Genomic DNA, 11,703 nt, shown 5'->3' with positions numbered 1-11,703 from the left:
GTGCTGTTAACAAATAAAGGAGACGTTATGCTGGGTTTAAAACAGGTTCACCATATTGCGATTATTGCGACGGATTATGCGGTGAGCAAAGCGTTTTACTGCGATATTCTTGGTTTCACGCTGCAAAGCGAAGTCTATCGCGAAGCGCGCGATTCGTGGAAAGGGGATTTGGCGCTTAATGGGCAATATGTGATTGAGCTTTTCTCATTTCCGTTCCCGCCGGAGCGCCCCAGCCGACCGGAAGCTTGCGGCCTGCGTCATCTGGCTTTTAGCGTTGATGATATCGATGCGGCAGTGGCGCACCTTGAAAGCCATAACGTGAAGTGTGAAGCCATCCGTGTCGATCCATACACGCAAAAACGCTTCACGTTCTTTAACGATCCGGACGGGCTGCCGCTGGAACTGTATGAGCAGTAAGGCTTGTCATCGCCACATTTGCCCGGTAACGTGCCGGGCATTGCTACTGTAAAATCGCATCATCATGACACTCACGCTCAATAGACAACTTCTCACCTCACGCCAGATTCTGGTGGCCTTTAGCGGCGGGCTTGACTCTACCGTTCTGCTGCATCAGTTGGTGCAGTGGCGGGCGGAAAATCCGGGCGTCACTCTGCGCGCTATCCATGTGCATCACGGTTTAAGTGCCAATGCCGACGCCTGGGTTATGCATTGCGAGAACATCTGCCAACAGTGGCAGGTGCCGCTGGTGGTCGAGCGCGTGCAACTTGCGCAAGAAGGACTGGGCATTGAGGCCCAGGCGCGGCAGGCACGTTATCAGGCATTTGCCCGCACCTTGTTACCCGGTGAAGTGCTGGTCACCGCGCAACATCTCGACGATCAATGTGAAACCTTTCTGCTGGCGCTAAAACGCGGTAGCGGCCCTGCCGGGCTTTCGGCTATGGCGGAAGTCTCGGAGTTTGCCGGAACGCGGCTTATTCGCCCGTTGCTCGCCCGCACGCGGGGAGAACTGATGCAGTGGGCGCGTCAGTATGATTTACGCTGGATTGAAGACGAAAGTAATCAGGATGATAGCTACGATCGTAACTTCCTGCGCCTGCGCGTGGTGCCGTTATTGCAGCAGCGTTGGCCGCATTTTGCCGAAGCAACGGCCCGCAGCGCTGCGCTTTGCGCTGAACAAGAGAGCCTGTTAGATGAACTGCTGGCGGATGATATAGCGCACTGTCAAACGTCGCAGGGGACGCTGCAGATTGCGCCAATGCTGGCGATGAGTGATGCCCGCCGCGCGGCGATTATCCGCCGCTGGCTGGCAGGGAAGAATGCACCGATGCCTTCCCGCGACGCGTTGGTGAGGATCTGGCAGGAAGTGGCGCTGGCGCGGGAAGATGCTTCCCCCTGTTTACGCCTGGGCGCGTTTGAAATCCGCCGCTATCAGTCGCAACTGTGGTGGATTAAATCCGTCACTGGGCAAAGCGAAACCATTGTGCCGTGGCAGACGTGGCTACAACCGCTGGAATTACCGGCGGGACTGGGAAGTGTACAGCTTACTGCGGGAGGCGATATTCGCCCTCCGCGTGCAGACGAAGCGGTCAGCGTACGTTTCAAAGCGCCAGGATTGCTGCATATTATCGGGCGCAACGGCGGACGTAAGCTGAAGAAAATCTGGCAGGAGCTGGGCGTTCCGCCGTGGCTACGTGACACCACGCCACTGCTGTTTTATGGCGAAACGCTGATTGCGGCGGCAGGAGTATTTATGACGCAAGAAGGTATGGCTGAAAGTGAGAATGGAGTAAGTTTTGTCTGGCAGAGAAATGGTTAGTCAGTGAAGGCCGGATACGCATCAAACGTCGCATCCGGCAAAAGTCAATCAGGACTCGCTCACCACCACCGTACCGATTTCCGGGTGGCTAAAGCTGGTAATTTTATCCAGACGCAGCTCGCGGGTTGTACCAGCGGCCTCGACGACCAGATACTCCACATTTTTGCGGGAGACTAAATCGCTGGCCTTCGCCTGCAATTTTTCGCCATCTTTCAGCTCAAGTGTCAGCATTAAATGATGCTGGCAGGCGAGCTCAAGATTATCGTAATCATCACAATTGATTGGTTGATACGTATCATTCATTGACATAATCGCTCACCAGTAAGTTTGCCGCAGCGTATGCTGCTTTTTCCCTGACAGCCTCAGAAAGGGCGTCGTCGGCAGCCATTTCATTCAGCACTTTCAAAACGCAGCCCAGCGCGTCCGGAACGTATCCTAAGTCTCCGCTGGCGATTTCCGCGTACCGCTTGCGTATTAACTCACAATATTTTTCCACATGCCCTCCTGTCAGCACTCTGACTTAACCGTGGATGCAAGTCTAAGCCTACGAAGATAAACTCTGTTTCGCAAGGTGACTATACCACACTCATTTCTGCAATATCAGCGCCGCAACTGCACGTATTCCGTTACAATGGCCTCCTGATTCGAAAGGAGTTTTCTTATGGCGCTTAAAGCGACAATTTATAAAGCGACGGTTAATGTGGCCGATCTCGACCGCAACCAGTTTCTCGATGCCTCTCTGACGCTGGCGCGCCATCCTTCAGAAACCCAGGAGCGTATGATGCTGCGCCTGCTGGCGTGGCTAAAATATGCCGATGAACGTCTGCAATTTACCCGTGGCTTGTGTGCCGATGATGAGCCGGAAGCGTGGCGGCGTAACGATCATTTGGGCATTGATTTGTGGATTGAGCTGGGGCTGCCGGATGAGCGGCGGATTAAGAAAGCCTGCACCCAGGCCGCAGAAGTAGCGCTGTTTGCCTATAATAGTCGGGCGGCGCAAATCTGGTGGCAGCAAAATCAGAGCAAATGTGCGCAGTTTGCCAATCTTTCCGTCTGGTATCTGGACGATGAACAACTGGCGAAAGTAAGCGCCTTTGCCGATCGTACCATGACGCTGCAGGCAACGATTCAGGATGGCGTGATCTGGTTATCGGATGATAAGAATAATCTGGAAGTGAACTTAACCGTCTGGCAACAACCTTCATGATTGTGATTTCCCGACATGTTGCTATCCCCGATGGTGAGCTTGAGATCACCGCCATTCGTGCGCAGGGCGCGGGCGGGCAGCATGTTAATAAGACCTCAACGGCTATTCATCTGCGTTTTGACATTCGGGCGTCCAGCCTGCCAGAGTATTACAAAGAGCGTCTGCTCGCCGCCAGCCATCATTTGATCAGCAGTGATGGCGTGATTGTCATTAAGGCACAGGAATACCGCAATCAGGAGCTCAACCGCGAAGCGGCGCTGGCCCGGCTGGTGGCAGTGATTAAAGATTTAACAACAGAACAAAAAGCCCGACGACCCACGCGGCCCACCCGCGCATCAAAAGAGCGCAGGCTGGCATCGAAAGCACAAAAATCAAGCGTGAAGGCGATGCGCGGCAAAGTGCGCAGCGGTCGGGAATAAAAAGAAGGAATGGATGGTGAAAAAAGCGATAGTGACAGCGATGGCTGTAATCAGCCTCTTTACTCTGATGGGATGTAATAATCGGGCCGAAGTCGACACGCTTTCTCCGGCGCAGGCTGCCGAACTGAAACCGATGCCGCAAAGTTGGCGCGGCGTGCTGCCGTGTGCCGATTGCGAAGGGATCGAAACCTCTCTGTTCCTCGAAAAAGATGGAACCTGGGTGATGAATGAACGCTATCTTGGTGCGCGTGAAGAGCCTTCCTCTTTCGCTTCCTACGGTACATGGGCGCGAACCGCTGACAAGCTGGTATTAACCGACAGCAAAGGTGAAAAGTCATATTATCGGGCGAAAGGCGATGCGCTGGAGATGCTCGATCGTGAAGGTAATCCGATTGAATCGCAGTTCAACTATACGCTGGAACCGGCGCAATCCAGTTTACCCATGACGCCGATGACCCTGCGGGGCATGTATTTTTATATGGCTGATGCGGCGACCTTCACTGATTGCGCGACCGGAAAACGTTTCATGGTAGCGAATAATGCAGAGCTGGAGCGTGGCTACCTGGCGGCGCGCGGTCATAGTGAAAAACCGATGTTACTGTCAGTAGAAGGTCACTTTACGCTTGAGGCTAATCCGGATACCGGTGCGCCAACCAAAGTATTAGCGCCCGATACGGCAGGTAAATTTTACCCGAACCAGGATTGCAGTAGTTTGGGGCAGTAATTGAAAGCCGGAGCATTCTCCGGCTTTCATCACTGAGTCAGCCCAACAAAGCGACCCGCCTTGATATAAATCCCTGGCTTCAGGTGCCCAACATACTGTAACTGCGTTTCTGGCTTAAACGCAGAGACATCACCAATACGCATATGCATCAGATCGGCAGGGCTAATCCAGCCCGATTGCGCCAGGGTAAGCGGATGCCCGGCTTTGGCAAATGCATCAGTGACAAATTCCGAACAAAACCACGACTTTTTGTCTCCTTCGCCCACACTGCTTAACTGCGCTTTCGCCAGGCCGCTGACGCACTGTTGACGAAAATCCTCGGAGAACGGATTCAGTGAGCACATCTGGCGAGTCACCATAAAGGGAATAAATTCGACAATGCCGCGATAGTTGTAACCGCTATCTTTAATTTTGTTGGCGAACGCGGTGATTTCTGTGGCTTGTTGCGGGGTAAGATCCGGGACTCGTAAGACGAAAAGCTTATCGCTATGCTTCATCGCTTTTTTGAGGGAAACAATCTGGACGCCAGCGCCTGTCGCTTCTGCAACGTTATTTTCACCCAGATAGATTGCAACGTGACTCACAGAGGAAGTGCTGAAGACGCGGATTCCAAATGAGGTTACCCCAAGGCTTGAGGAGAACAGCAAATCGCCGGGTTTGAGATCAGGTTCCGTTATTTCTTTTATTGATTGTTCGGTAAAAGAGCTTTGATGCTGGAATTGGACTGCCCATGTTTTCGCCCCGGCATCTACCGCTGTGGCTGATGAGTCTGGCTGGCTGATATCTACGGTACAGGCCGAAAGGAAAAGAAAGCAGGGGAGAAGCAGGCAGCAATGCGCCTTTGGTTTATCCATTTTATACAAGCCATGTAAAAAAGGGCCCTGAAATTCAGGACCCTTTCTGGCATCAGCCTTTAATCTGTTTCACCAGATAATCGACGATGTCACCAGTCTTAATTAACTGTTTCTCGCCGTTACGACGATATTTATATTCGATATCGTCGTTGTCGAGGTTACGGTCGCCCAGCACAATAGTGTGCGGAATACCGATCAGTTCCATATCAGCAAACATCACGCCCGGACGCTCTTTGCGGTCATCCAGCAGCACTTCGATACCCTGCGCGCGCAGTTCGCTGTACAGTTTCTCAGCAAGCTCCTGTACGCGGAAGGATTTGTGCATGTTCATCGGCAGAATCGCCACCTGGAACGGTGCGATAGCGTCAGGCCATACGATGCCGCGTTCGTCGTAGTTCTGCTCAATCGCCGCAGCTACTACACGCGTTACTCCGATACCGTAGCAACCCATCGTCAGGATTTGATTACGGCCATCTTCACCCTGTACGGAGGCTTTCAGTGCTTCGGAGTACTTGGTACCCAGCTGGAAGATGTGACCAACTTCGATACCACGTTTGATCAGCAGTGTACCCTGGCCATCCGGGCTTGGATCGCCCGCCACCACGTTACGGATATCAGCAATTTCTGGGGTAGCGACATCGCGATCCCAGTTGATGCCGAAGTAGTGTTTACCATCGATGTTAGCACCAGCAGCGAAATCACTCATCGCTGCAACGGTACGGTCAATCACCACCGGAATCGGCATGTTTACCGGACCCAGTGAACCCGGACCTGCTTTAACCACGGCACGAATTTCTTCTTCGGTCGCAAAAGTCAGCGGGCTTGCAACCTGCGGCAGTTTTTCTGCTTTAACTTCGTTCAGCTCGTGGTCACCACGCACCAGCAGCGCAACCAGCGGGAAGCTACTGCCTTCAACCGCTTTAACCAGCAGAGTCTTCACCGTTTTCTCAATCGGCAGATTGAACTGTTCAACCAGTTCCGCGATGGTTTTCGCGTTCGGCGTATCAACCAGCGTCATTTCCTGGGTAGCAGCAGCGCGCGGTTCTTTCGGCGCGATAGCTTCTGCCAGCTCAATGTTCGCTGCATAGTCAGAGGTGTCGGAGAAGACCACATCGTCTTCACCGCTCTGCGCCAGCACCTGGAATTCGTGAGAGGCGCTACCGCCGATAGAACCGGTGTCGGCCTGTACGGCGCGGAAATCCAGCCCCATGCGGCTGAAGATTTTGCTGTAGGCCGCATACATTGCATCGTAGGTTTCCTGCAGGGATTCCTGAGAAGTATGGAAAGAGTAAGCATCTTTCATCAGGAATTCGCGGGAACGCATGACGCCGAAACGCGGACGCACTTCGTCGCGGAACTTGGTCTGGATCTGATAGAAGTTCAGCGGCAGCTGTTTGTAAGAGCTAAGCTCGTTACGAATCAGGTCTGTAATAACTTCTTCATGAGTTGGGCCGAGTACGAACGGACGCTCGCCACGGTCAACAAAACGCAGCAGTTCCGGACCGTACTGTTCCCAACGACCACTCTCTTGCCACAAATCGGCTGGCTGAACCACCGGCATCGACACCTCGATCGCACCGGCGTTGTTCATCTCTTCACGCACGATGTTTTCGACTTTTTTCAGAACGCGCACGCCGGTCGGCAGCCAGGTATATAACCCGGAGGCCAGCTTGCGGATCATCCCGGCGCGCAGCATCAGCTGATGGCTGATCACCTCGGCGTCGGCAGGTGTCTCCTTGAGAGTGGAGAGCAGGTATTGGCTAGTACGCATGTTGTTACGGTTCCAGTTGGAAGGTAGAACAGGCTCAAGGTGAGCCTGGGACAAAAAAAGTGATTTAGTTTACCAGTGCAAAAGAAATGTCAAAAGAGAAGGGCGTGAATTTAACGCGGTTCCAGCGCAAAGACTTCAAAACCTGCGTCGGTGACGCGCCAGCGAACGTTAAAATCATGCAGCCAGACGGCATAGGTTTTGCCCGTTTCCTCACCTTTACGATAGGCCGGGCGCGGGTCCTGCGCCAGTACTTCGCGGATAAACAGCGTTAACTGCGGATAACGCTTCTCCAGCGTCAAAAGCTGCTTTTCGACCTCTGCGGTAAAACTCACCGCCATCTCTGCAGCTGGCGCACTTTGCGCATAGCTGGCACTGGCATCGGGAAGCGATTCGGCAAAGGGGAGATACGGTTTGATATCCACCACCGGCGTCCCATCTACCAGATCCAGACTGCCGAGCTTCAGAATCACGCTGTCTTTATGGCAAACAACCTCTTTCAGCTCTACCAGCGACATACCAATCGGGTTAGGGCGGAAAGTGGAGCGCGTAGCGAAAACACCCATTCTGGTATTACCGCCGAGGCGCGGTGGACGCACAGTCGGACGCCAGCCGCCTTCCATCGTTTGATGAAAGACGAAAAGGATCCATAAATGGCTGAACGCTTCCAGGCCGCGAACGGCGTCGGCCTGGTTGTAGGGAGCAATGAGATGCAGTTCGCCGTTGGCGCTTTTTACCAGACCTGGCTGGCGCGGAACGGCGAATTTTTCTTTATAGGGCGAGCGAATAACGCCTATTTGCTCGAATTGGAAACTGCTCATTTCGCCGTGATGTTAAGCGCAGAACCGATACATACAGCCTGACGATAGCAACCTGGCGTACCGCTGGTGACTTCGCAGCTATGCAGTAATACCGCATTGGCTTTCATTTTAGAGGCGTTGATTTGCATCCGCTTACGTGCGGTTGGAATGCTCGGCGGAGAGTCCTGATTAGAGGCCTGGCAAGAGTCGCCACTGACTTCACCGAGATCGCGGAACGGTTTGCCGACTAATTCTTCTGCATTGGTATAAATTCGGACCGGCGTGGCGCGCGGCGCTTTCGGTTTTGCAGGCTCCGCTTTCGGCTGGGGTGCAGTGCTTTGAACGGGTTCGACAGGGGATCTGCTTAACATGGAACAGCCGCTTAGCATGAGTGCTACTAAACAGATCGGTAAAGCACGCATAGTATTTCCTCAATGTATGATCAAAACGTCAATATTGAATCAGGAGCTTGTAAAAATGACAAGACGGGCAAGCGCCCGTCCTGAATGATATTACAAATTGTGGAAACAGCCTAAAAATTACCAGCCTTTAACAGCGCCGCCGTTAAACACTTTGTTTGCTGCTTCGTAAACTTCGTCAGACTGATAAGCCTGGACGAATTTCTTCACGTTCTCGGCGTCTTTGTTATCTTCACGCGTCACGATCAGGTTTACGTACGGGGAGTCTTTATCTTCGACAAAGATACCGTCTTTCGCCGGAGTCAGGCCAATCTGGCTGGCATAGGTGGTATTGATAACTGCCAGAGCGATTTGCGCGTCGTCCAGAGAGCGAGGCAGCTGCGGTGCTTCCAGCTCAACAATTTTCAGATTTTTTGGGTTCTCAACAACATCAAGAACGGTCGGCAGCAGGCCAACGCCATCTTTCAGTTTGATCAAGCCCACTTTTTGCAGCAGCAGCAGTGAACGACCAAGGTTAGTTGGGTCGTTTGGCACGGCAACCTGCGAACCATCCTGCAGTTCATCCAGTGATTTGATTTTCTTGGAGTAACCTGCAATCGGATAAACAAAAGTGTTGCCTACTGCGACCAGTTTGTAGCCACGATCTTTCAGTTGCTGATCAAGGTACGGTTTATGCTGGAAGGCGTTGGCGTCGATATCGCCTTTGCTCAATGCTTCGTTTGGCAGAACATAGTCGTTGAAGGTTACCAGCTCAACGTCCAGGCCATATTTGTCTTTCGCAACTTTCTGCGCGACTTCTGCAACCTGCTGTTCGGCACCAACAATCACGCCGACTTTAATGTGGTTTGGATCTTTTTCATCCTGACCGCAGCCTACCAGTGCCAGTGATCCAATCAGGGCTCCCACTGCCGCAAAGGTTTTGAATTTGAACGCCATACCTTATTCCTTCTTCAATTATTTATGTTGTGTTGAACGTTACTTGCGAGTGACAGCCCGGACGATGCGGTCGCCTGCGAACTGAATTAAATAAACCAGAATGACCAGCAATACCAGTACCGTATTCATCACCGTCGCGTTGTAGCCGATGTAGCCATACTGATAGCCAATCTGACCTAAACCACCGGCACCGACTGCACCACCCATCGCGGAATAACCGACCAGGGTAATCAGGGTGATAGTCGCAGCATTCACCAGACCCGGCAATGCTTCCGGTAACAGCACTTTACGGACGATCTGCATCGGCGTGGCACCCATTGCGCGGGAAGCTTCAATTAGCCCGGTTGGGATCTCCAGCAGAGCGTTCTCGACCATACGGGCAATAAACGGTGCTGCACCAACGGTTAACGGAACAATCGCTGCCTGCAAACCAATCGATGTACCGACAATAACGCGGGTAAACGGAATCATCCATACCAGCAAGATAATGAACGGGATAGAACGGAAAATGTTCACAATCGCAGAAACGGTACGATACAGCTTCGCGTTAGCAATAATTTGCCCCGGGCGCGTAACATAAAGCAGGACGCCGACCGGCAGACCAATCACAAACCCAAAAAATCCGGATACGAAGGTCATTGCCAGCGTTTCCCATACGCCACGAACCAGCAGCCACATCATCGGCTCAGACATAACCCAGTACCTCTACTTTTACATGGTGTTCCTGCAGCCAGGCAATGGCGGCTTGCGTATCTTGTTGTGTGCCGTGCATTTCAGTCAGCATGATGCCGAACTTAACGCCACCGGCGTAATCCATCTGCGCGCTAATAATGTTGTTGTTGACGTTGAAACGACGCGCGGTTTCAGAAAGCAGTGGGGCATCGACCGATTGACCGGTAAACTCCAGACGCAGCATCGGCACGCAGTCAGTGAATGGCTCCGCTTGCAGACGCTCCTGATAATCTTCCGGGATATCCAGATGCAGGGTCGACTGAATAAACTTCTGCGCCAGCGGCGTTTTCGGATGCGAGAACACTTCACTTACCGTGTCCTGCTCGATCAGTTCGCCATTACTGATGACCGCCACGCAATCACAAATGCGCTTCACAACGTCCATTTCGTGGGTGATCAACAGAATCGTCAAACCCAGACGGCGGTTAATGTCTTTCAGCAGTTCGAGAATAGAACGTGTCGTTGCCGGGTCCAGCGCGCTGGTGGCTTCATCACACAGCAATACTTTGGGATTGCTGGCTAATGCACGGGCAATCGCCACACGTTGTTTCTGCCCACCGGAAAGATTCGACGGGTAGCTATCATGCTTATCGCCAAGACCAACCAATGACAGCAATTCCGTCACGCGACGTTTGATCTCGTCTTTCGGTGTATTGTCCAGCTCCAGCGGCAGAGCCACGTTGCCAAAAACAGTACGCGAAGAGAGCAGGTTAAAATGCTGGAAAATCATACCAATCTGGCGGCGAGCTTTGGTCAACTCGGATTCTGACAGCGTGGTCAGTTCCTGTCCATCGACCAGCACGCTACCCTCGGTTGGGCGCTCCAGCAGGTTTACACAACGTATAAGCGTACTCTTACCCGCGCCTGAGGCACCGATAACGCCATAAATTTGCCCAGCTGGCACATGCAGGCTGACGTTGTTCAACGCCTGGATGGTGCGGGTGCCCTGGTGGAACACTTTGGTGATATTCGAAAGTTTTATCATTGATTATTTATTATCGTCATTAAGTTAGTCGTGGCATTTCGAATGCCTGAAACGGGCAACGCCGTCAATGAAATGGATGTTAAGGCATCCAGACGTCTAAATCAATCAGGTTTATGCGAAGAGCACTTTCTTGCAGGTCGAAACATGCGATACTAGCGTCACATGCCTTATTAAGGAGCTATAAAAGGTGGCGAAGAGCGTACCCGCAATTTTTCTTGACCGTGATGGCACCATTAATGTCGATCACGGCTATGTCCATGAGATCGATAACTTTGAATTTATCGACGGTGTTATTGACGCCATGCGCGAGCTAAAAAAAATGGGCTTCGCGCTGGTGGTAGTCACCAACCAGTCTGGCATTGCTCGCGGTAAATTTACTGAAGCACAGTTTGAAACGCTGACCGAGTGGATGGACTGGTCGCTGGCGGACCGCGATGTCGATCTGGATGGTATCTATTATTGCCCGCATCATCCGCAGGGTAGTGTTGAAGAGTTTCGCCAGGTCTGCGACTGCCGCAAACCACATCCGGGGATGCTTTTGTCGGCACGCGATTATTTGCATATTGATATGGCTGCTTCTTATATGGTGGGCGATAAATTAGAAGATATGCAGGCAGCTGCTGCGGCGAACGTGGGAACAAAAGTGCTGGTGCGTACGGGTAAACCTGTTACGCCTGAAGCAGAAAACGCGGCGGATTGGGTGTTAAATAGCCTGGCAGACCTGCCGCAAGCGATAAAAAAGCAGCAAAAACCGGCGTAATGATTAAAAGATGAGCGGTTGAAATAAAAATGCATTTTTCCGCTTGTCTTCCTGAGCCGACTCCCTATAATGCGCCTCCATCGACACGGCGGATGTGAATCACTTCACACAAACAGTCGGTTCGGTTGAAGAGAAAAATCCTGAAATTCAGGGTTGACTCTGAAAGAGGAAAGCGTAATATACGCCACCTCGCGACAGTGAGCTGAAAGCCGCGTCGCAACTGCTCTTTAACAATTTATCAGACAATCTGTGTGGGCACTCGAAGATACGGATTCTTAACGTCGCAAGACGAAAAATGAATACCAAGTCTCAAGAGTGAACA

At 52.2% G+C, this 11,703-nt stretch carries 15 protein-coding genes; 6 read left to right on the top strand and 9 right to left on the bottom strand.

Annotation, left to right across the window (positions count from 1 at the left end; translation table 11 throughout):
- Nucleotides 1-27: 27 nt before the first annotated feature.
- Both ACJHYR_RS10375 and tilS read left to right on the top strand, forming a co-directional pair.
- The gene (locus ACJHYR_RS10375) at nucleotides 28-417 is read left to right on the top strand and encodes a VOC family protein (protein ID WP_000901098.1); all 390 of its coding nucleotides are present in this window, start codon (nucleotides 28-30) and stop codon (nucleotides 415-417) included.
- A 64-nt stretch (nucleotides 418-481) separates the two neighbouring features.
- Complete coding sequence (gene tilS, locus ACJHYR_RS10370; protein ID WP_059328300.1) at nucleotides 482-1,777, top strand: tRNA lysidine(34) synthetase TilS; 1,296 nt, start codon at nucleotides 482-484, stop codon at nucleotides 1,775-1,777.
- 48 nt (nucleotides 1,778-1,825) lie between these two features.
- Here tilS and rof read toward each other — a convergent pair whose 3' ends face one another.
- Together rof and ACJHYR_RS10360 are read right to left on the bottom strand one after the other, a co-directional pair.
- Nucleotides 1,826-2,086 carry a Rho-binding antiterminator gene (rof, locus tag ACJHYR_RS10365; protein WP_000062315.1) on the bottom strand — a complete coding sequence of 87 codons (261 nt, stop codon included), beginning with the start codon at nucleotides 2,084-2,086 and terminating at the stop codon, nucleotides 1,826-1,828.
- Nucleotides 2,073-2,273, bottom strand: coding sequence for a YaeP family protein (locus ACJHYR_RS10360; protein WP_000417058.1), 201 nt, complete (start codon nucleotides 2,271-2,273; stop codon nucleotides 2,073-2,075). Before ACJHYR_RS10360 ends, rof begins: the two co-directional genes overlap by 14 nt.
- A 165-nt stretch (nucleotides 2,274-2,438) precedes the next feature.
- On the opposite strand from ACJHYR_RS10360, the gene ACJHYR_RS10355 reads away from it, so the two are divergent.
- Genes ACJHYR_RS10355 through nlpE form a run of 3 tightly spaced genes read left to right on the top strand, consistent with a single transcriptional unit; the run spans nucleotide 2,439 to nucleotide 4,127 of the window.
- A complete protein-coding gene (locus ACJHYR_RS10355; RefSeq protein WP_001185300.1) occupies nucleotides 2,439-2,984 on the top strand; it encodes a YaeQ family protein in 546 nt (181 codons plus the stop codon).
- On the top strand, nucleotides 2,981-3,403 hold the full coding sequence (gene arfB / locus ACJHYR_RS10350; RefSeq protein WP_000635534.1) for an alternative ribosome rescue aminoacyl-tRNA hydrolase ArfB: 423 nt from the start codon (nucleotides 2,981-2,983) through the stop codon (nucleotides 3,401-3,403). The genes ACJHYR_RS10355 and arfB overlap by 4 nt, the downstream gene beginning before the upstream one ends.
- Before the next feature lie 13 nt (nucleotides 3,404-3,416).
- Nucleotides 3,417-4,127 (top strand): envelope stress response activation lipoprotein NlpE, encoded by a 711-nt coding sequence (gene nlpE, locus ACJHYR_RS10345; protein ID WP_000239179.1) that lies wholly within the window; start codon nucleotides 3,417-3,419, stop codon nucleotides 4,125-4,127.
- Between the two features lie 29 nt (nucleotides 4,128-4,156).
- Here the strand turns inward: nlpE and ACJHYR_RS10340 are convergent, their stop codons facing one another.
- The 7 genes from ACJHYR_RS10340 to metN form a co-directional block, all read right to left on the bottom strand.
- On the bottom strand, nucleotides 4,157-4,981 hold the full coding sequence (locus tag ACJHYR_RS10340) for a YaeF family permuted papain-like enzyme (RefSeq protein WP_000360445.1): 825 nt from the start codon (nucleotides 4,979-4,981) through the stop codon (nucleotides 4,157-4,159).
- Nucleotides 4,982-5,033: 52 nt separating this feature from the next.
- Nucleotides 5,034-6,752 carry a proline--tRNA ligase gene (proS, locus tag ACJHYR_RS10335; protein WP_001260707.1) on the bottom strand — a complete coding sequence of 573 codons (1,719 nt, stop codon included), beginning with the start codon at nucleotides 6,750-6,752 and terminating at the stop codon, nucleotides 5,034-5,036.
- Nucleotides 6,753-6,862: 110 nt separating this feature from the next.
- Complete coding sequence (gene tsaA / locus ACJHYR_RS10330) at nucleotides 6,863-7,570, bottom strand: tRNA (N6-threonylcarbamoyladenosine(37)-N6)-methyltransferase TrmO (protein ID WP_000094026.1); 708 nt, start codon at nucleotides 7,568-7,570, stop codon at nucleotides 6,863-6,865.
- Entirely contained in the window at nucleotides 7,567-7,971 is a 405-nt protein-coding gene (gene rcsF / locus ACJHYR_RS10325; protein ID WP_001202329.1) for an Rcs stress response system protein RcsF, read from the bottom strand. The genes tsaA and rcsF overlap by 4 nt, the downstream gene beginning before the upstream one ends.
- A 117-nt stretch (nucleotides 7,972-8,088) precedes the next feature.
- The gene (gene metQ / locus ACJHYR_RS10320; protein ID WP_000874224.1) at nucleotides 8,089-8,904 is read right to left on the bottom strand and encodes a methionine ABC transporter substrate-binding lipoprotein MetQ; all 816 of its coding nucleotides are present in this window, start codon (nucleotides 8,902-8,904) and stop codon (nucleotides 8,089-8,091) included.
- Nucleotides 8,905-8,943: 39 nt separating this feature from the next.
- Nucleotides 8,944-9,597, bottom strand: a complete 654-nt coding sequence (locus ACJHYR_RS10315; protein WP_001294600.1) for a methionine ABC transporter permease MetI — start codon at nucleotides 9,595-9,597, stop codon at nucleotides 8,944-8,946.
- Nucleotides 9,590-10,621, bottom strand: coding sequence for a methionine ABC transporter ATP-binding protein MetN (gene metN / locus ACJHYR_RS10310; protein WP_000593994.1), 1,032 nt, complete (start codon nucleotides 10,619-10,621; stop codon nucleotides 9,590-9,592). The genes ACJHYR_RS10315 and metN overlap by 8 nt, the downstream gene beginning before the upstream one ends.
- A 187-nt stretch (nucleotides 10,622-10,808) precedes the next feature.
- Here metN and gmhB point away from each other — a divergent pair, with 187 nt between their 5' ends.
- Complete coding sequence (gmhB, locus tag ACJHYR_RS10305; RefSeq protein ID WP_001140178.1) at nucleotides 10,809-11,381, top strand: D-glycero-beta-D-manno-heptose 1,7-bisphosphate 7-phosphatase; 573 nt, start codon at nucleotides 10,809-10,811, stop codon at nucleotides 11,379-11,381.
- Nucleotides 11,382-11,703 lie beyond the last annotated feature (322 nt).

Source organism: Escherichia sp. WS1450 (genome assembly GCF_046487395.1).
Taxonomy (GTDB): domain Bacteria; phylum Pseudomonadota; class Gammaproteobacteria; order Enterobacterales; family Enterobacteriaceae; genus Escherichia; species Escherichia coli.
Note: the sequence above shows the minus strand (reverse complement) of the source record. Positions and strands in the feature narration are given on the sequence as shown.